Source organism: Nocardia sp. NPDC003979, from assembly GCF_053605015.1.
The window spans coordinates 275844-295120 of the sequence record NZ_JBSGIJ010000002.1 but is presented as its reverse complement, the minus strand read 5'-3'; the positions used below and the strand labels follow the sequence as shown (position 1 = coordinate 295120).

Annotated in this window: 15 protein-coding genes; 4 read left to right on the top strand and 11 right to left on the bottom strand. The window is 69.0% G+C overall.

The genetic code is table 11. The features are described 5' to 3' along the window. The first annotated feature begins 142 nt into the window (after nt 1–142). Nucleotides 143–4204: an amino acid adenylation domain-containing protein gene (locus tag ACWEVR_RS04965; RefSeq protein ID WP_452465874.1), complete on the top strand. Its 4062-nt coding sequence runs from the start codon at nt 143–145 to the stop codon at nt 4202–4204. Here the strand turns inward: ACWEVR_RS04965 and ACWEVR_RS04960 are convergent, their stop codons facing one another. Genes ACWEVR_RS04960 through ACWEVR_RS04950 form a run of 3 tightly spaced genes read right to left on the bottom strand, consistent with a single transcriptional unit; the run spans nt 4205 to nt 6678 of the window. Continuing rightward, a complete protein-coding gene (locus tag ACWEVR_RS04960; RefSeq protein ID WP_452465873.1) occupies nt 4205–4765 on the bottom strand; it encodes a hypothetical protein in 561 nt (186 codons plus the stop codon). A 37-nt stretch (nt 4766–4802) separates the two neighbouring features. Continuing rightward, nucleotides 4803–5036, bottom strand: a complete 234-nt coding sequence (gene secG / locus ACWEVR_RS04955; RefSeq protein WP_067493884.1) for a preprotein translocase subunit SecG — start codon at nt 5034–5036, stop codon at nt 4803–4805. A gap of 34 nt (nt 5037–5070) precedes the next feature. After that, nucleotides 5071–6678, bottom strand: coding sequence for an MFS transporter (locus tag ACWEVR_RS04950; RefSeq protein ID WP_452465872.1), 1608 nt, complete (start codon nt 6676–6678; stop codon nt 5071–5073). A 124-nt stretch (nt 6679–6802) separates the two neighbouring features. Here ACWEVR_RS04950 and ACWEVR_RS04945 point away from each other — a divergent pair, with 124 nt between their 5' ends. Beyond that, nucleotides 6803–7588 (top strand): META domain-containing protein, encoded by a 786-nt coding sequence (locus tag ACWEVR_RS04945; RefSeq protein WP_452465871.1) that lies wholly within the window; start codon nt 6803–6805, stop codon nt 7586–7588. Between the two features lie 57 nt (nt 7589–7645). On the opposite strand, the gene tpiA is transcribed toward ACWEVR_RS04945, so the two are convergent. The 7 genes from tpiA to uvrC all read right to left on the bottom strand — a co-directional run bounded on the left by tpiA (nt 7646) and on the right by uvrC (nt 15976). Next, a complete protein-coding gene (gene tpiA / locus ACWEVR_RS04940) occupies nt 7646–8434 on the bottom strand; it encodes a triose-phosphate isomerase (RefSeq protein ID WP_067493662.1) in 789 nt (262 codons plus the stop codon). A 3-nt stretch (nt 8435–8437) separates the two neighbouring features. Further along, nucleotides 8438–9652: a phosphoglycerate kinase gene (locus tag ACWEVR_RS04935; RefSeq protein ID WP_357146067.1), complete on the bottom strand. Its 1215-nt coding sequence runs from the start codon at nt 9650–9652 to the stop codon at nt 8438–8440. Nucleotides 9653–9657: 5 nt separating this feature from the next. Then, nucleotides 9658–10674: a type I glyceraldehyde-3-phosphate dehydrogenase gene (gene gap / locus ACWEVR_RS04930; RefSeq protein ID WP_452465870.1), complete on the bottom strand. Its 1017-nt coding sequence runs from the start codon at nt 10672–10674 to the stop codon at nt 9658–9660. A gap of 200 nt (nt 10675–10874) precedes the next feature. Then, nucleotides 10875–11858, bottom strand: coding sequence for a DNA-binding protein WhiA (whiA, locus tag ACWEVR_RS04925; RefSeq protein ID WP_067493655.1), 984 nt, complete (start codon nt 11856–11858; stop codon nt 10875–10877). Beyond that, complete coding sequence (locus ACWEVR_RS04920; protein WP_067493653.1) at nt 11849–12913, bottom strand: gluconeogenesis factor YvcK family protein; 1065 nt, start codon at nt 12911–12913, stop codon at nt 11849–11851. Before ACWEVR_RS04920 ends, whiA begins: the two co-directional genes overlap by 10 nt. Next, the gene (gene rapZ / locus ACWEVR_RS04915; protein WP_084456406.1) at nt 12910–13866 is read right to left on the bottom strand and encodes an RNase adapter RapZ; all 957 of its coding nucleotides are present in this window, start codon (nt 13864–13866) and stop codon (nt 12910–12912) included. The genes ACWEVR_RS04920 and rapZ overlap by 4 nt, the downstream gene beginning before the upstream one ends. 106 nt (nt 13867–13972) lie before the next feature. Further along, nucleotides 13973–15976, bottom strand: coding sequence for an excinuclease ABC subunit UvrC (uvrC, locus tag ACWEVR_RS04910; RefSeq protein ID WP_067636040.1), 2004 nt, complete (start codon nt 15974–15976; stop codon nt 13973–13975). A 134-nt stretch (nt 15977–16110) separates the two neighbouring features. Here uvrC and ACWEVR_RS04905 point away from each other — a divergent pair, with 134 nt between their 5' ends. Next, nucleotides 16111–16521 carry a hypothetical protein gene (locus ACWEVR_RS04905; RefSeq protein WP_452465869.1) on the top strand — a complete coding sequence of 137 codons (411 nt, stop codon included), beginning with the start codon at nt 16111–16113 and terminating at the stop codon, nt 16519–16521. A gap of 39 nt (nt 16522–16560) precedes the next feature. On the opposite strand, the gene ACWEVR_RS04900 is transcribed toward ACWEVR_RS04905, so the two are convergent. Continuing rightward, nucleotides 16561–17250, bottom strand: a complete 690-nt coding sequence (locus ACWEVR_RS04900) for an HAD family hydrolase (protein WP_452465868.1) — start codon at nt 17248–17250, stop codon at nt 16561–16563. A gap of 75 nt (nt 17251–17325) precedes the next feature. Here ACWEVR_RS04900 and ACWEVR_RS04895 point away from each other — a divergent pair, with 75 nt between their 5' ends. Further along, complete coding sequence (locus ACWEVR_RS04895; protein ID WP_452465867.1) at nt 17326–19275, top strand: gamma-glutamyltransferase family protein; 1950 nt, start codon at nt 17326–17328, stop codon at nt 19273–19275. Nucleotides 19276–19277: the final 2 nt, after the last annotated feature.

Genomic DNA, 19277 nt, shown 5'->3' with positions numbered 1-19277 from the left:
CGCCCCCTCTCGCCGGGACGTGCTTCCGCCGCCTCGGCTCTCCGCCGGGGACACACCCGCCGCCGAAAACGGGCCGCGGGCACGCGATGTGCCGTAGGTTTGCCGGGAACATTTCAGCGGTGCGGTGTCAACCCATGGAGGCGTGTTCACGGTGCGGTCGGATGTCGGGGTCACCTGCCCACTGTCCCAAGCGCAATGGAGCTGGTGGCTCGCTCAGCAATTGCACCCCGACGTCCCCGCCACCGTGGCGATGTACCTGGATCTGGCGGGCGATGCCGACCTCGACCTGCTCGCCCGCTGCACCCGGCAGGCCGCCGCCGAATTCGAATCCCCCCGGGTGCGGCTCACTCTCGTGGACGGCATCCCGCACCAATTCGTCGACTCCGCGACCCCCCTGGCCTTCGACATCGTCGATCTGACCACCACCCCCGACGCCGTCGCGGTGGCCCTCGACCACATGGAACGCGACCACAGCGCCCCTCTCGACCCGCTCGCCCCCGACCTGACCGTCGCCTCGATCTTCACCATCACGCCCACCCGCCACCTGCTGTACCTGCGCAGCCACCACATCGTCCTCGACGGTATGGGTGCCGCCGCCCTCCTCACGCGAACGGGCGACCTCTACCGCACCGCCCTCCGTGAGACGAGCGCGGTCGTCGAATCGCCGAGCAGAGCGGCCAGGTCCGACCGGAAACCGTTGTCAGTCGCGCAACTGCTGGACGAGGACCGCGCCTACCGGGCATCCGCCCGCGCCGAAGCAGACCGCGCCTACTGGCGGCAGCAGTTGGCGCGGGTCGGTGAGCCGGTGAGTTTGGCCCGGCGGGCGGCGGCCCCCGCCCCCCGCCCGCATCAGGTGAGCACCACCCTCGATGCCGGAACCGTGCGGCAGCTCGCGGACGCCAAAGCCCGGCACGGCGCCACCTTTCCGGAGCTGGTCATCGCCGCTTTCGGGTGTTATCTGGCGCGGATGACCGGGAGCACGGAGGTGACCCTGACCATTCCGGTCACCGCGCGACCGACCGCCGTGCTGCGTCGTTCGGCGGGGTCGATGTCGAATGTGGTTCCGCTGCGGCTGTCCGGATTGGACGACATCACCGTCGGCGCTGTGATCGCACAGGTGCGGGCGGCGGTGATCGGTGCGTTGCGTCATCAACGGCACCGGCACGAGGACATCCGCGGCGACCACCCGACCCTGCGGGAGGGATTCGGTCCGGTGGTCAACACCCTCGCCTTCACCGAGCCCTTACACCTGGGTCCGCTGTCGGGTCAGGTGCGTTTGCTCGCCCTGGGTCCGGTCACGGATCTGCATGTCAACGGTTACCAGATCGGCCCGGACGAGGTCTCCATCGACTTCCAGGCCAACCCCGCCCGCTACTCCCACGACGCCGTCCTCACCCACCACGGCACGTTCCTCACCTACTTCACCCACTTCCTCACCGCCCACCCCCACGACCCCATCACCATGCACGCCGCGGCCGCCGGTTCCATGCGGTCACCGAACCAGTTGTCCCCCAGCTCGATACGCTCGAACGCACCTACGCGAACTCTGTCCGAGCTCCTGTGCTCAGCCCTCCCGACACCCGGCTGCCTGCCACCACAGGTCACCCCGCCACCGCAGGCCGTCGCTTCGCCACCGACTCGGCCGACCCGGCAGGCGCGGGACACGGCGGGCGACAACGCAACCTGCGAGGCGACGTATTCCTCAGTGGCACTGCAAGACCGGGACCGTACCCTCACCTACGCGGAGCTGGACGAGATCTCGTCGCGGTGGGCTCGGGCACTCCTCGCGCGCGGCGCCGGGCCCGGGACATTCGTCGTCGTCGCGATTCCGCGTTCGCTGGAATCGGTGGTGGCGTTGTGGGCGGTGGCGAAGACGGGGGCCTGCTTCGTCCCCGTCGACCCGGACGAACCCCCGAACCGGTTGTCCACCATCATCGCGCGCTGTGGGGCGCCGCTCGGAGTGACGGTTTCCTGGGTGAGCGTCGGCTGCGATGCGATCACCTGGCTCGCCATCGACGATCCGGCCGAGGCGAACCGCTACCCGGGTACCCCGGTCGACGACCACGATCGCCCGCGCCCGCTGCTGCCGGGTGATCCGGCGTACGTGATCCACACCTCGGGCACCACCGGCACGCCCAAAGGTGTCGTCGTCGCCCACCACGCACTGGGTGACCTTACCGACTACCTATTGAAACAATATGGACTGCACCGCGATTCGGTTCTTCTGCATTCCCACAGCGCGACCTACGACGCACACCTTCTCGAACTGCTCGCCGGTTTCGCGGCGGGCGCCCGGGTGGTGGTCGCCCCGCCGACGGTCGTGGCCGGTCCGGAGATGGCCGAGCTGATCCGCAGTACCGGCTGCACCGTTTTCCAGACCGCGCCCGCCGTGCTCGCCACGCTGTCACCCCAGCAGCTTCCCACCGTCGAGGTCGTCGCGATCGGCGGCGAGGCGTGCCCGGCCGCACTGATGGCCGAGTGGGCACCCCAGGTGCGGTTGTTCAACGGGTACGGGCCGACCGAGACCACGATCATGGTGACCGAGACGGATGCCATGCGCCCCGACGGGGCGGTGACGGTCGGCCATCCCCTGCCGGGAGTGTCCGCGTGGGTCCTGGATACGCGCCTGCGGCAGGCGCCGGTCACCGCGCGGGGTGAGCTCTACGTGGGCGGCGCGTGCGTAGCCGACGGCTATCTGAACGACCCGGCCGCCACCGCCGCACGTTTCGTCGCCGACCCGTTCGGTGACGGTTCCCGCCTGTACCGCACCGGCGATCTGGTCGGCGCCCGCCCCGACGGGGAGTTCGAATTCTTCGGCAGGCTCGACGCCCAGCTCGAGGTCCACGGCAGGCGTATCGAACCCGCGGAGATCGAGGCGGCGCTGCTCATCGAACCCGAGATCGCCTACGCCGTGGTCACCGCCGCCGATACGGGCACACCGGGCGCGCGTCTGATCGGCTACGTGGTTCCCGTATCGGGAAACCGCGTCGACACCGCCGCCGTCCTGGCCCGGTTGCGTGCCGCGCTACCACAAGCCCTAGTGCCGGCCACCCTGATCGAACTCGACCGACTTCCCTTGGGCGGCAACGGGAAAGTCGTCCGCTCCGCGCTCCCCGCACCGACGATCACCGCGAACCCCATCCGCCCACCGGCCACCGAGCTCCAACGCCTCATCGCCGACCGCATCACCGCAACGCTCGGCACCCCCGTCGGCCTCGACGACGACTTCTTCGAACTCGGCGGCAATTCCCTTCTCGGCGTACTGGTTTCATCCGACATCGCCGCCACGACCGGCGTCCCCGTCACCGTGCGCTGGCTCTACACCACACCGACGGTGGCGGCGCTGGCCGAACGCATCGCCGGCTTCGACGGCCACAGCGGCGACGACGACGCACTCGGCACAGTTCTCGTCCTGCGCCGCAAGGGTTCACGCCCACCCCTGTTCTGCGTGCACTCGGCGGTACCGCTGGCCTGGTGCTACGCGGGCCTGACCGGTTACCTCCCCGACCGTCCCGTCTACGGCCTGCAAGCCACCGAACTCACGGGCACACCGACAATCGACGACCTGGTCGAGCACTACCTCGCGGCCGTCCTCGAACTACAACCCCGTGGCCCGTACCACCTGCTCGGCTGGTCGCTCGGCGGCCAGATCGCCCACGCCCTCGCCGTCCGCCTGCGCGACACCGGCGCCCGGGTCGGCGTGCTGACCATGCTCGACAGCGTCGTCTACACCCCGGAGGAACCACCGACACCGCGCATGCGCGACCTGCTGACCCACCTGCTCGGTGACGAACCCGAAGACGCCGACGCCGCCCCGGATGTCACCGCCGCCGAGGCGGCCGCGACCCTGGCGAGCACGAAAACCTCGTTCGGTACCGGACTTTCGGCCAGCCAGCTCGAACGTCTGCACCGGGGTTACATCGCGGGCGTGCGGTTGTCGCACACCTACCGCCCCGCCCGCTTCGACGGTGATCTGCTGTATTTCTCGGCGACACGCGGCATCACAGCGATGTTCGACGGCGACATGTGGCAACCGTTCGTCACCGGCGAGGTGATCGAGCATCCGGTCGAGGCCACCCACGCCCAGCTCACCAACACCTCGGTCTTCGCCCACATCGGTCCATTGCTCGCCCACCACCTCGACCGGGTGGAAGAACCTTCCGAGCCGGCGCTCGCGACTACCGCCGCCGAGGAACCGTGGTGATCACCACCCCGAAAACCGGTACCACACACCGTCATACGGCCGGTAGGTCTCGTCGTACTCCCCCGTCGGCTCGGGTGCACCGCCGGGCAGGTAGGCGTAGCCGACACTGCCGATGAAGCCGCCGGGTGTCCGGAACAGGCATCCGCCGTCTTCCTGGTGAACCTCGGTGACGGTGAACAATCCGATGCGCTGGTCGGCGGTGGACGGCTCACATGTCTGCGCGGCTCGTTCGAAATCGGGTTTGGACAGCGACCAACCGAATCGCTGCGCGGTGCCTGTCCCGCCCAGCACAGCGGTGAGCACCACGATCAACGGGGCGACCACGGTGAGCCAGGCCCCACGGAACGCCACCAGCCCGACGATCCCGAAGGCGAACCACAGCACACCGACCGCACCGAGTATCACGAAGGCGATCAGCAGGCGTTCGATCGGCCCATCGACCGTGTTCTGCCAGAGCAGGGCACCACAGCTCAGTGCGGTCGCGACCGCGATGCAGCACATGACAACGGTCCACCAGGTCGGCACCGGCCGACGTGACCGCACGACTCCCCCAGAGTTCATGTCCGTCACCGTACGTGACGGGTCACCGCGGGGAGAATCAGGAGAACTTGATCTCCAGGCCGATGCCGAGGATGGCGATCAGCCAGACGATGCCGACGAAGATGGTGACGCGGTCGAGGTTCTTCTCGACGACGGTGGAACCCGACAGGCTCGACTGCACGCCGCCACCGAAGAGGCTGGACAGGCCGCCGCCCTTGGCGCGGTGCAGCAGCACCAGCAGCACCAACAGCACGCTGGTGATCACAAGGAGGATATCGAGGAACAGCGACATGGCGACCATCCTAGGTGCTGGGCGGGCGCCCGGTCTAACCAGGCTCGACCGCGACCAGATGCGAGACGGTCTCGGGCCCCGCCGCGTAGTGCGCCACGGTCTGTTCGATCTCCCGATCACGCGCGGTGAGCCGCACCTGATGCTGATGCATGTGCTCGGCCCACGAGCGGACGACGAACGCCTCGACGAACCGGTCGACGGTCCCGACATCGCGATACAGCCGCCACTCCATCGCCCCCGTGCGCTGCCGTGACCGTCCGACCAGCGCCATCGCGTCGGTGAAGGCCGCCACGTCCTCCGGCGGCACGTCGTAACCGCGCAGCACGAGTACGGGCCCGTCGGCCGGGTCGGGCTCGACGACGAGCTGCGGTTCGGGCCAGTACGCGGCCGGTGAGAGGTCGATCTCCTCGACGTTGTGCCGGATCGGCCACCACACCGTGCTCACCGCGCACGCCCCGAGCAGCGCCGCCGCGATGAGCAACGCGGTGACGGCGCCGTAGGCCCCGGCGACCAGACCCCACAGCAGCGAGCCGATGGCCTGCCCGCCCATGAACACCAGCATGTACACCGACAACCCGCGCGCCCGCACCCAGGCGGGCAGCAGCAGCTGCATGGTCGAGTTCAGGGTCGACATGGCGAGCAACCAGGCCAGCCCGGCGCCGACGAGCAACACGAGCACCAGCACGACACTGTGCACCAGCGCGGTCGCCACCGCGCCGATCCCGAACAGCACCGCGGCCAGCGCCAATCGCTGGGTCGGCGTGAACAGCACCCGCAACCGCGACAACCCGAGCGCACCGCACACCGCACCGAGCCCGAGGGCACCGAGCAGCAAGCCGTACCCGTCGGAGGCCAGCCCGAGCCGGTCGTGCGCGATCACCGGAAGCAACGACCACACCGCGCTGGCGGGCGCGATGAACAGAATGGAGCGGAACAACACCCGCCGGATGGCGGGCGCGGCCCGGATGAACCGGGTGCCCGCCTGCAAAGCGGCCAGCGGGCGTTCGCTCGGCAGCGAACGAACCCGGACCGGCCATTTCGACACCAGCAACACCGCAACGATGCCGACGAACGAGAGCGTGTTGAATCCGAACACCACCGTCGGCCCGGCCACCGAAACCAGCACACCCGCCACGGCCGGCCCGACCGCGCGACCGATGTTCACGCTCATACTGCCCAGCGCCGCCACCGAGGTGATCTGGTCGCGCGGCACGAGTTCGGGCTGGATCGCCTGCCACGCGGGCGCGGTGAGCGCCTGACCGCAGCCGAGCAGGAACAACAGGGTGAGCAGCACCGCGGGCGTGGTGTGGCCGGTCGCGGTGAAGACGGTCAGTGTCAGCGAGGCCACGGCCATGCCTGCCTGCGCACCGATCAGCAACCGGCGCCGATCGAGCAGATCGGCCAGCACCCCGGACGGAATGGACAGCAACATCACCGGCAGCGTGATCGCGGTCTGGACGAACGACACGAGCACCGCGGCATTGGGTTGATCGACGAGAATCCACTGTGCGCCGACGGTCTGCATCCAGGTGCCCAGATTCGACACGAGCTGCGCGATCCACAACGCCCGGAACACCGGCGACCGCAGCGGAGCCCAGGTCGACACCCGCTCACCCGCCACACCCGTCACATTCCCGAGCATATCCCCGGTCCCCCAGCCGGACGCACGCTCACCACGCTGTGGTGGCGGCATCGGCCGAGAGCCCACCGCCACCAGCGCGTGGTGATCTTGATCTGCAGTCGCCGGGCGGACGTACGATGGGCCGATGCCGGGATTCCCGCTCCGCCTCGCCGCTCTGTGTGTGCTCGCCGTCGCGGCAGGCGCCTGTTCGTCCGGCGACTCGGGTGACGCGCCACCGAAGCCGACGCCGATGGGGCACACCTATCTGTCGACGCGGGTGGAGGGCGGGGCGATCCCCGGCGGCGGTCCGATGACGCTCACCTTCGACAACGGGCGGATCACCGCGAACTCCGGGTGCAATACCAGCAGCGGCACCGTCGATTTGAGCGACAACGTGCTGCGCACCTCCCGGCTCGCCGGCACCCTGATGGGTTGTCCCGGCGATCGCGGCCAGGCCGACGCCTGGCAGAACTCGTTCCTCGAGGCGAGCCCCACCTGGCGGCTCGACGGCGACAACCTGACCCTCACCGGCACCGACGTCACCGTCCACCTCACCGACAAGAAGATCGTCACCCCGGACAAACCGCTGACCGGCACCACCTGGATCGCGACCACCTTGCTCACCCCGGACGCCAAGATCCGCTCGGCCGCGCTCGACGAGGCCCGACCCACCCTCATGATCACCGCCGACGGCCAGGTCAGCGGCACCGCCGGATGCAATCGGCTGACCGGCACCGCGCAGCTCAGCCCCGGTGACGAGGTGAGCTTCGAGGTGGCCACTACGAAGATGATGTGCCCGCCGGAGGTGATGGAGGTCGAACAGCACGTCCTCGGCGTCCTCGACGGTCACACCGAGGCCACCATCGACGCCGACACTCTCACCCTGCGCAACGCCAACGGCACGGGCCTGGAACTGCGCGCCCAGCAGTAGACGAAAGGGCCGGAACCCGTTTGCACGGATTCCGGCCCTTCGGCACAGCAGAACAGGTCAGGGCAGCGGACCACCGGCGGCGATCGCCGACAGGGTGGCGAACTCGTCACCCTTGAGCGAGGCACCGCCGACGAGCGCGCCGTCGATATCCGGCTGACCGATCAGTTCGCCGATGTTCTTGGCGTTCACCGACCCGCCGTAGAGCACACGGACACCTGCGGCGACCTCCGGGGAGGCCAGCTTCTCCAGCTCGCCGCGGATCGCACCGCACACTTCCTGCGCGTCGGCCGCCGAGGCCACCTTGCCGGTGCCGATGGCCCACACCGGTTCGTAGGCGATGACGACCTTCGAGATCTCCTCGGCCGTCAGGCCTTTCAGCGAACCACGCAGCTGCTCGAGGTTGAACTCGACGTGCGTGCCCGCCTCACGAACACCGAGCCCCTCGCCGATGCAAACGATCGGGGTGAGGTCGTTCTTCAGCGCCTGCTTGGCCTTGGCCAGCACCGTGGCGTCGTCCTCGGTGTGGTACTGGCGCCGCTCCGAATGCCCGACCACCACGAAGGTGCAGCCCAGCTTGGCCAGCATGGACCCGCTGATCTCACCGGTGTAGGCACCCGAATCGTGCACCGACACGTCCTGCGCACCATAGGTGAGCAGCAGCTTGTCGCCGTCGACGATCGACTGCACGCTGCGGATGTCGGTGAACGGCGGGATGACCGCCACGTCGACCTTCGCGAAGTACTTCTCCGGCAGCGCGAACGCCACCTTCTGCACCAGCGCGATGGCCTCGAGGTGGTTGAGGTTCATCTTCCAGTTGCCCGCGATGAGCGGCTTACGTGCTGCCATCGCTCAGCCCTCCAGCACCGAAATACCGGGCAGCTCTTTGCCTTCCAGGTATTCCAGGGACGCGCCACCACCGGTGGAGATGTGCGAGAAGCCGTCGTCGGGCAGGCCGAGGGTGCGCACGGCCGCGGCCGAGTCACCGCCGCCGACGACCGTGAACGCACCCTTGCCGGTGGCGGTCACGATGGCCTCGGCGACACCACGGGTGCCCGCCGCGAACTTCTCGAACTCGAACACGCCCATCGGGCCGTTCCAGAACACGGTCTCGGCCTCGGTGAGCAGCGCGGCGAACCGCGACACCGACTCCGGGCCGATGTCCAGGCCCATCCAGCCGTCGGGGATCTCGGTGGACGCGACGGTCTTGCTGTCGGCGTCGGCGGCGAACTTGTCGGCCGCGACGATGTCGACCGGCAGGTGCAGCACGTCGCCGAAGCGCTCGAGCAGGCTCTTGCAGGTGTCGATCATCTCTTCCTGCAGCAGCGAGCTGCCCACCGAAATGCCCTGTGCGGCAAGGAAGGTGAAGCACATGCCGCCGCCGATCACCAGGGTGTCGACCTTGGGGGCCAGCGCCTCGATCACCGCGAGCTTGTCGGAGACCTTGGAACCGCCGAGCACCACCGCGTACGGGCGGGCCGGGTCCTGGGTGAGCTTCTGCAGCACCTCGACCTCGGCCGCGACCAGCGTGCCCGCGTAGTGCGGCAGCACCTGGGCCACGTCGTAGACCGAGGCCTGCTTGCGGTGCACCACACCGAAACCGTCGGAAACGAACGCGCCGTCGTCACCGACCAGTTCCACATAGGCGGCGGCCAGCTTCGCCCGCTCGGCGTCGTCCTTGCTGGTCTCGCGCGCGTCGAAACGCACGTTCTCGAGCAGCAGCACGTCACCGTCGGTGAGGCCCTCCGAGCGCGAGAGCGCGTCGTAGCCGACCACGTCACCGGCCAGCTGGACATTGCGGCCCAGCAGCTCGGCCAGCTTCGCGGCCACCGGGGCCAGCGAGAACTTCGGGTCCGGCTCACCCTTCGGGCGGCCCAGGTGCGCCATCACGACGACCTTGGCGCCCGCTTCGACCAGCGCCTGGATCGTCGGCACCGAGGCGATGATGCGGCCCGGGTCGGTGATCCGGCCGTTGTCGTCGAGGGGGACGTTCAGGTCGGAGCGCACGAGCACGCCCCGACCCTCGACACCCTCGGCCAGGAGATCCTGGAGTGTCTTGACCGTCATCGCGTTCAGAGCGACTTGCCGACGAGATCGACCAGGTTCGCGAGGCGGTTGGAGTAGCCCCACTCGTTGTCGTACCAGGACACGACCTTGACCTCGTTGCCGATGACCTTGGTCAGCGGGGCGTCGTAGATCGAGGAGTGCGGGTCGGTGACGATGTCGCTCGACACGATCGGGTCCTCGTTGTACTTGAGGATGCCCTTCATCGGGCCCTCGGCGGCGGCCTTCATCGCGGCGTTGATCTCGTCGATGGTGGCGGCCTTGGTAAGGGTCGCGGTCAGGTCGGTGACCGAGCCCGTCGGGACCGGCACGCGCAGCGCGTAACCGTCGAGCTTGCCCTGCAGCTCGGGCAGCACCAGGCCGATGGCCTTGGCCGCACCGGTGCCGGTCGGCACGATGTTCAGGGCCGCCGCGCGGGCGCGACGCAGGTCCTTGTGCGGCGCGTCCTGCAGGTTCTGGTCCTGGGTGTACGCGTGGATGGTGGTCATCAGGCCCTGCTCGATACCGAACGAGTCCTGCAGCACCTTCGCGATGGGGCCGAGGCAGTTCGTGGTGCACGAGGCGTTGGAGATGATGTTCTGGCTGCCGTCGTACTTGTCGTCGTTGACGCCCATCACGATGGTGATGTCGTCGCCGGTGGCAGGCGCGGAGATGATGACCTTCTTGGCGCCCGCGGACAGGTGGCCCTTGGCCTTCTCGGCGGCGGTGAAGATGCCGGTCGACTCGACGACCACATCGACGCCCAGGTCGGCCCACGGCAGGGCCGAGGGGCCCTCCTTGATGGCCAGCGCCTTGATGCGCTGCTCGCCGACGACGATGGTGTCACCGTCGACGGACACGTCCTGCGGCAGGCGACCCAGGATCGAGTCGTACTTCAGGAGCGTCGCAAGAGTGTTGATGTCGGTGAGGTCGTTGACCGCGACGATCTCGATATCGGTCTTGCCGACAGCCTTCAGCGCCTCCACCGCACGGAAGAAGTTACGTCCGATACGACCGAAGCCGTTGATACCTACCCGGACAGTCACGTTATCGCTCCTCAGCTTTCAAGCGGATTCATTCCGACGATGACCACAGTAGTAGCCGACCCAACCCCACCGACAGCCACCTGCGGTTTGTGAGTCGCGCGCCCCTGAGCACCTGGAATGCACAGAGTAAAGGGCATAGCGATCGCACATGACCGCTATGCCCTGAACGTCGGATACGTCACAGCCGGTAGCGCGAATCCTCAGGCGTCGTCGAGAAGTTCGGCCGTCACCGCCGACTCTGTGTCGGGGATGCCGAGGTCCTTGGCACGCCGGTCGGCCATCGACAGCAGGCGTCGGATGCGGCCCGCGACAGCGTCTTTCGTCATCGGCGGCTCGGCGAGCTGACCCAGTTCCTCGAGCGAGGCCTGCCGGTGCTGCACGCGCAGCTTGCCCGCGGCGGCCAAGTGGTCGGGCACGTCGTCGGCGAGGATCTCGAGCGCGCGCTCCACCCGGGCCGCCGCCGCGACGGCCGCGCGGGCCGAACGGCGCAGATTGGCGTCGTCGAAGTTGGCCAGCCGGTTGGCCGTCGCGCGCACCTCGCGGCGCATGCGGCGCTCCTCCCAGGTGAGCCTGGTGTCCTGGGCGCCCATGCGGGTGAGCAGCGCGCCGATCGCCTCGCCGTCACGCACCACCACCCGGTCGGTGCCGCGCACCTCACGGGCCTTGGCGGTGATCCCGAGCCGACGGGCCGCGCCGACCAGCGCCAGCGCCGCCTCCGGGCCGGGGCAGCTCACCTCGAGCGCGGAGGAGCGCCCCGGCTCGGTGAGCGAGCCGTGGGCGAGAAAAGCACCGCGCCACGCGGCTTCGGCGTCACCGATGCTGCCGCCGACCACCTGGGCGGGCAATCCGCGCACCGGCCTGCCGCGCACGTCGAGCAGCCCGGTCTGGCGGGCCAGCGCCTCGCCCTCCTTGGACACCCGGACCACGTAGCGGGAGGTCTTGCGTAAGCCACCCGCGCCGAGCACGTGCACATCGGAGCCGTAGCCGTACAACTCGAAGATCTCCCGGCGCAGCCTGCGGGCGATGGACCCCATGTCCACCTCGGCTTCCACGATCACCCGGCCCCCGACGATGTGCAGACCGCCCGCGAACCGCAGCAATGCCGACAATTCCGCCTTGCGTGAGCTGACCTGCGACACCACGAGCCTGCTCAGCTCGTCCTTCACCTCGGCTGTCATCGCCACGAGACGCGCTCCTTTCCCACCGACCCCGAACGCTCATCTGCAACACTGTGCACATCCGTGGCACTGTGCTGTCTCTCGACTCGAAGCCCAGCCAGTTGCGACCGCGGCGACCGAATCAGCTGATCCAGTGCGGCGGCTAGTTTTCCGGGATGATGCCGATCCGTTCCCGGCTCGGCCACATCGCAGAACGTTACCCGTGCGCGCAACTGTTCGGCGGCTCTTGACACATGTTCCCGCTGCCGCCCCTCGGGCACCGACGCCGAGTCGACGAGCACATCGTCGACCGCGAAACCCGGTGCGTGCTGGGACAATACATGGAGATGACGCTCGGCGGAAAAGCCGGCCGTCTCCCCCGGCTCCGCGGCCAGATTCAGCACGAGTACCTTACGCGCCCTGGTGCGGACCAGCGCGTCGCGCAGACCGGGGACGAGCACGTGCGGGATCACACTGGTGAACCACGAACCCGGCCCGAGCACAACGACATCCGCGTGTTCGATCGCGGAGACGGCCGCCGGGCCGGCGGGTGGATCCGAGGGAATCAGCCGCACCCGGCGGACCTTACCCGGTGTGGTCGCCACCGCGACCTGACCGCGTACACATCGGCCGACTCGCGGATCCGCTTCCAGCCCCGATACTTCCGCCTCGATGTCGAGCGGGATCGGCGACATCGGCAGCACCCGGCCCGTGATGCGCAGCAGCCTGCCCACCTCGTCGAGCGCCGCGACCGGGTCGCCGAGGATGTCGGTGAGCCCGGCGAGCAGCAGGTTGCCGAGCGAGTGCCCGGCGAGCGCGCCGGATCCGCCGAAGCGGTGCTGCACGGTGGTCGTCCAGATGCCGTCGGCGTCCTCGGCCAGCGCGGCGAGCGCCATCCGCAGGTCACCGGGCGGGAGCATGCCGAGTTCGGCACGCAGGCGTCCGGACGACCCGCCGTCGTCGGCGACCGTGACCACGGCGGTGATCCGTCTGGTCAGCCTGCGCACCGCGGTGAGTGTCGCGTACAGGCCGTGACCACCGCCCAGCGCGACGACGGCTGGGTCGGCTTCCCATCCACTCATTCGCGCCCCAGGTCCCGATGCACCACGCGCACGACGTCGACCGCCGCGGGGCCGGTGTCGGCACCGATGCGTTCCCCGAGCGCCTCGGCGATCGCGACGCTGCGGTGTTTCCCGCCGGTGCACCCCACTGCCACCGTCATGTATCGCTTCCCCTCTTGCCGGTATCCGGTCGTGGTCAGGTCGACCAGGTGGTGGCAGGTGCGCAGGTAGTCCTGCGCGCCCGGCTGCGACAACACATAGTCGCTGACCACCGACTCCTGGCCCGTGTGTTCCCGCAATTCGGGAATCCAATGCGGATTCGGCAGGAAACGCACATCCAACACCGTGTCGGCGTCGAGTGGAACACCGTACTTGAAACCGAAGGACTGCACGGTGAGCTGCAGCGCGGCGGGCACGCCCGCGCCGTACACCTCTTCCAGCTTGCGGTGCAGCTGGTGGATCGACAGCTCGGTGGTGTCGATGACGACATCGGCGGCGGCCTTCACCGCCGACAGCCGCACCCGTTCGGCGGTGATGCCCGCCGACAGGGTGCCGTCGGGACTGTCGCTCTGCAGCGGATGCCTGCGCCTGGCGAAGCCGAAACGCCGGATCAGCACGTCGTCGGAGGCCTCGAGGAACAGCACCCGCGTACGGATGCCCGCCGCGCGCAACTGCTCGGTCACGCCGGAGAGGTCACCGGTGAAGAACCGGCTCCGCACGTCCATGACCAGCGCGAGCCGCCGGATCGGCGGATCGGCGGCGGCACCGAGTTCGACCATGCGGCCGATCAGTTCCGGAGGCAGATTGTCGGTAACGTACCAGCCCAGATCCTCTAGAACGCGCGCGGCAGTGCCGCGGCCCGCGCCGGACAGGCCGGTAACGATGACCACTTCTACTGGCTGCTGTGTGTCGGTGACTGTCCCGGCGTTGTCCGGTGCCGCCCCCGCCTTGTTGTTCGATTCGACGCTTGTCATGTCCTACCGGATCCGTTTCTGGGTGCCTTTCGATCATCCCGCACCGGTTCGGGTATCGGGCGCAGACACAACGTACGGCACTCGCAATGTTGCGTCTCGCTGATCGCTACGTGCTGTTGAGTGCCTCGAGTACCGCTTTGGCCGTGGAAACGCCGATACCGGGCACCGCGGTGATCTCGTCGACCGTCGCGTCCTTGATCCGCGCGACCGAACCGAAATGGGTGACCAACGCGGCGCGTCGCGTCTCGCCGAGCCCGCGCACCGAGTCGAGCGCCGATGCCGTCATCCGGCGGGAGCGCTTGCTGCGGTGGAAGTTGATGGCGAAGCGGTGCGCCTCGTCGCGCACACGCTGCAGCAGGAAGAGCGCCTCGCTCGTCCTCGGCATGATGACCGGATCCGGTTCGCCGGGAACCCACACCTCTTCCAGGCGTTTGGCCAGGCCGATCACCGCCACATCGGTGATGCCGAGTTCGTCGAGCACCTCCGCGGCGGCGGCGACCTGTGGTGCGCCGCCGTCGACCACGTAGAGGTTGGGTGGGTAGGCGAAGCGGCGCGGTTTGCCGGTCGTCGGGTCGATGCCGGGGCGTGAGCCGGGCTCGTCGGTGTCGTCGGCGGCGAGTTCCGCAGGCAGGTCGACGGGCTGCTGGCGTTCGCGCGCCAGCCGGGCGAAGCGGCGACGGGTGACCTCGGCGATGCTGGCGACGTCGTCGGAGCGGCCGCCGCCCGCGGCCTCCTTGATCGCGAAGTGGCGGTACTCGGATTTACGGGCCAGGCCGTCTTCGAACACCACAAGCGAGGCGACCACGTCGGTGCCCTGCACATGGCTGATATCGACGCATTCGATGCGCAGCGGGGCACTGTCGAGTTCGAGTGCGTCCTGAATATCTTGCAGCGCTTGCGATCTCGACGTGAGGTCGCCCGCTCGCTTGAGCTTGTGCTGGGCCAGCGCCTCACCCGCGTTGCGCTGCACGGTTTCGGCGAGGGCCTTCTTGTCACCGCGCTGCGGGATGCGCAGCGACACCGCCGAACCACGCAGTTTGCTCAACCACGCCTGGATCTCGGGGGCGTCGGCGGGCAGTACGGGCACGAGCACCTCGCGCGGGACCACGTTCGCCGCCTCGGGTTCCACACTCTGGTCGGCCATGGCGGCCTGCTCGCCGTAGAACTGGGTGAGGAACTGTTCGACGAGGGCGGCCAGTTCGGTGCCGGATTCGGCGATGTCGAGCGCGTCGCCGGATTTGTCGACCACCCAGCCGCGCTGGCCGCGCACGCGCCCGTCGCGCACGTGGAAGATCTGCACGGCGGCCTCGAGTTCGTCGGTGGCGAAGGCGATCACATCGGCGTCGGTGCCGGTGCCGAGTACCACCGCCTGCTTCTCGAGTGCCCGGCGCAGGGCCTGCACGTCGTCGCGCAGGCGGGCGGCGGTCTCGAAGTCGAGGTCGTCGGCGGCCTCGTGCATGCGGCGTTCGATGGCGCGGACCATCTTGTCGGTCTTGCCGGACAGGAAGTCGCAGAAGTCGTCGACGATGTGGCGGTGCTCGTCGGCGCTGACCCGGCCGACGCACGGCGCCGAGCACTTGTCGATGTAGCCGAGCAGGCAGGGGCGCCCGATCTGGTTGTGCCGCTTGAAGACTCCGTTGGAACAGGTGCGCGCGGGGAACACCCGCAGCAGCAGGTCGAGGGTTTCGCGGATGGCCCAGGCGTGGGCGTAGGGGCCGAAGTAGCGCACGCCCTTCTTGCGGGCACCCCGGTAGACGAAAAGCCGCGGATATTCCTCGTTGAGGGTCACCGCGAGCACCGGGTAGGACTTGTCGTCGCGGTAGCGCACATTGAAGCGCGGATCGAATTCCTTGATCCAGTTGTATTCGAGCTGTAGCGCCTCGACCTCGGTGGACACCACGGTCCACTCCACGCTCGCGGCCGTTGTCACCATCTGCCTGGTGCGCGGATGCAGTGACGCCACATCGGCGAAGTAGGAGTTCAACCGGCTGCGCAGGCTCTTGGCCTTACCGACATAGATCACCCGCCCGTAGGCGTCCCGGAATTTGTACACACCGGGTTCGACGGGAATCGTGCCCGGCGCCGGCCGGTATGTCGCGGGATCTGCCACGTATCCAGGGTAGCGAGGCGTACCGACAATCCCGCCGCCCGTGCTGGGTGGGACGGCACGGGCCAACCGTCGGGTCCGGCGCCGGAGGTCGGTGTGTAGCGTTGATGTTCGGCTTGCCGCCGGAAAGGACCCCGATGACCGACGCCCCCGCCCTGCACCCCTACGACGACCTGGACGACGAGGCGACCCCGTCGTGGCTGATGCCCGCCACGGTGCGCGGCGCGCGCTTGATCGCCCTGGTCTCCGCGGCGGTCGGCGTGGTGCTGATCGTGATCGGCGCCGCACTGGGCAAGCAGAGCCCACTCGGCGTGGTGGTCGGCTACCTCCCGACCTTCGCCCTGGTTCCGTTGGTCGTGCTCTTCGGCCGGGCGGGTGACCGGGTGCGCGTCGCCGCGGTGACCCTGGCGGCCGTCGGCGCACTCACCTCCTGCACCGGCATCCTCACCGGCCTTCCGCCGGGCGCGGTGGGCATCGTCGCCTCGGGCGCCGTCGCCGCCCTGCTGATGCGCCCGTCGGCCAAGGCCTGGTTCACCCGCCAACGCTGAGGGCAGGCCGCTGATCGGCAGCCCGACCGTACCGACCCTCTACTGGGTGGCGATCCCGTGGAGTGCCAGGGCGTCGATGAGCGCGCGTGGACGATCTGCGATCGGGAGCGGGTCGACGAGGGCGAACCGGGCGCCGAGGGCGGTGGCCCCGCCGTCGGCCTCGGCGCTGTCGCCGACCATCAGGACACGGTTCGGGTCGACACCGAGGCGGTCGATCGCGTCCTGGAAGATCCGTGCATCGGGTTTGATGGCGCCGACCTCGTAGGACAGGGTCATCGCGCCGACCAGTGTGTCCCACCCCCGGGTGGCGAACGCGGGCCGGATGTCGAAGGCGATATTGCTCACCACACCCACGGGGATGGCTTGGGCGGCAAGGGCTTTCAGCACGGTTCCGGTGTCGGGGTACGGCGTCCAGGCCAGCGGGTCGATGAGCCGCCCGTACAGGTCGGCGGCCTGCGCTTCGGGAACGCCCGAACCGCGCAGCACCTCGAGATAGGCCTGGCGGTGCAGGGCGGGATCGAGGTCGCGGTTGTCCCAGGCGTGCTGGCCGGGCGGGTCGAAGGTCATGAACTGTTCGACCGGTGCCGTCATGCGCCGCAGGACCTCGGCCTTGGCCGCCACGTCGAACGGGGTGCCGTCGTCGCCGACGAGGACGTCGGCCCAGCTCGGGTCGTCCTCCAACCGGAACACCGTGCCGGAGAAATCGAACAGCACCGCATCGATCACCATGTCAGTCAGGGTAACGCTGCCGCGCCCGGCCGGAAATCCCTGTGCGCGACGACGGTTCGGGGTTACGCTGCCACGATGACGCCAAGGCGACGGACGTGGATCGGGGCCACGACGGCCGCAGTGCTCACGGTGGGGCTGCTGGCCGGTTGTTCGACAGACGACACCGAGGCGGCGGAGTGCACGAGCCCGCCCAACGGCACCCCGATCACGGCGGCGCCCGCGACCCCCACCGGCCCGACCACCCAGAATCTGAGCACCAACCCCGAGATCGCCTCGGGTTACCGCAGCGACATGTCACCGGTCCGCACCAGCACCTACGCGGTGTCGACGGCGAACCCCATCGCCACCGAGGCCGCCTGCCGGGTGCTGCGTGCGGGCGGCACCGCCACCGATGCCCTGGTCACCGCCCAGGCGGTGCTCGGTCTGGTGGAACCGCAGGCCTCCGGCATCGGCGGCGGTGCGTTCCTCGTGCACTACGACGCGAAATCCCGCACGGTCGAGGCCTACGACGGCCGCGAGACCGCACCCGCCGCCGCCACCGAGAACTACCTGCGCTGGGTGAGCGACACCGACCGCACCGAACCGGCGCCGAACACCCGCGCCAGTGGCCGTTCGATCGGGGTTCCCGGTGTGGTGCGGATGCTGGAGCTCGCGCACCGCGAGCACGGCATGACCGCCTGGAAGGAACTGTTCGATCCCGCGATCGACCTGGCCGACAGCGGTTTCGAGATCAGCCCGCGGCTGGCGGGCCAGATCGCCGAATCGGCCAAGGATCTAGCGACCGACGAGGGCGCGCGCGCCTACTTCCTGGAACCGGACGGCTCGCCGAAACGCACCGGCACCGTGCTCACCAACCCCGCCTATTCGAAAACCCTGTCGGCCCTGGCCACCGACGGCGCCGAGGCACTCTACAGCGGCCCCATCGCCCAGGACATCGTCGAGGCGGCGGGCAGCACGGCGGGTGGGCGCACACCGAGTCTGCTCACCACCACCGACCTGGCGAACTACGAACCGAAGAAGCGCACCGCGCTGTGCACCGGGTACCGCAAGTACGAACTGTGCGGCATGCCCGCGCCGTCCTCGGGCGGCAGCACCGTGGCGGCAACGATGGGCATCCTCGCCAATTTCGATCTGGCCGCGCTCGGCCCGCAGGACGTGAACCGCAACGGCGGCAAGCCCGATGCCCGCGCCGTGCACCTGATCTCGGAGGCCGAACGCCTCGCCTACGCCGACCGCAACAAGTACGTCGCCGACCCGGATTTCATTCCGCTGCCGGGTAATTCGGCGCTGTCGCTGGTCCACCCGCAGTACCTGAAGGAACGCTCCACGCTCATCAATCCGGACCGCAGCATGGGTACGGCCCAGCCGGGCAATCTCGGCCCGGTGCCGCTGGGCAACGGCCCGCAGCCGCCCGAGCACGGCACCAGCCACATCTCGGTGGTCGACAAGTACGGCAACGCGGCCGCGATGACGACCACGGTCGAATCGGCCTTCGGTTCGTTCCATTTCGTCGACGGGTTCCTGCTGAACAACCAGCTCACCGACTTCGCCGCCGACCCGCTCGACCCCGACGGCATCCCCGTCGCCAACCGCCTGCAGCCGGGTAAGCGGCCGCGCAGCTCGATGAGCCCGACCCTGGTGTTCGATCGCGACGACCAGGGCGACCGTGGCGAGCTCGCCCTGGTCACCGGCTCCCCCGGCGGCTCGGTCATCATCCAGTTCGTGGTGAAAACCCTTGTCGGAGCGCTCGATTGGGGCCTGGATCCGCAGCAGGCGGTGTCCGGGGTGTCCTTCGGGGCGGGCAATTCGCCGAGCACGGGTATCGGCGGCGAGCATCCGGCGATCGACGCCACCGCCAACGGTGACAACGACCCCCTCGTGCGCAAGCTGCGCGAGATGGGTCACCAGGTGACGGTGGCTCCGCAGTCCAGCGGCCTCAGCGCGTTGCAGCGCGACGGCAAGGACGGCTGGATCGGTGGGGCCGACCCCCGCCGCGAAGGTGCGGTACTCGGCGACACCCGCTGACC

What these genes read in the sequence shown, in the direction of transcription:
- ACWEVR_RS04920 (WP_067493653.1), bottom strand. Translation starts at nt 12,913, where the DNA reads ATGAGTGGATGGGAAGCCGACCCAGCCGTCGTCGCGCTGGGCGGTGGT.
- ACWEVR_RS04960 (WP_452465873.1), bottom strand. Translation starts at nt 4,765, where the DNA reads ATGAACTCTGGGGGAGTCGTGCGGTCACGTCGGCCGGTGCCGACCTGG.
- ACWEVR_RS04895 (WP_452465867.1), top strand. Translation starts at nt 17,326, where the DNA reads ATGACGCCAAGGCGACGGACGTGGATCGGGGCCACGACGGCCGCAGTG.
- ACWEVR_RS04905 (WP_452465869.1), top strand. Translation starts at nt 16,111, where the DNA reads ATGACCGACGCCCCCGCCCTGCACCCCTACGACGACCTGGACGACGAG.
- ACWEVR_RS04935 (WP_357146067.1), bottom strand. Translation starts at nt 9,652, where the DNA reads ATGACGGTCAAGACACTCCAGGATCTCCTGGCCGAGGGTGTCGAGGGT.
- tpiA (WP_067493662.1), bottom strand. Translation starts at nt 8,434, where the DNA reads ATGGCAGCACGTAAGCCGCTCATCGCGGGCAACTGGAAGATGAACCTC.
- ACWEVR_RS04950 (WP_452465872.1), bottom strand. Translation starts at nt 6,678, where the DNA reads ATGCTCGGGAATGTGACGGGTGTGGCGGGTGAGCGGGTGTCGACCTGG.
- ACWEVR_RS04945 (WP_452465871.1), top strand. Translation starts at nt 6,803, where the DNA reads ATGCCGGGATTCCCGCTCCGCCTCGCCGCTCTGTGTGTGCTCGCCGTC.
- ACWEVR_RS04900 (WP_452465868.1), bottom strand. Translation starts at nt 17,250, where the DNA reads ATGGTGATCGATGCGGTGCTGTTCGATTTCTCCGGCACGGTGTTCCGG.
- secG (WP_067493884.1), bottom strand. Translation starts at nt 5,036, where the DNA reads ATGTCGCTGTTCCTCGATATCCTCCTTGTGATCACCAGCGTGCTGTTG.
- rapZ (WP_084456406.1), bottom strand. Translation starts at nt 13,866, where the DNA reads ATGACAAGCGTCGAATCGAACAACAAGGCGGGGGCGGCACCGGACAAC.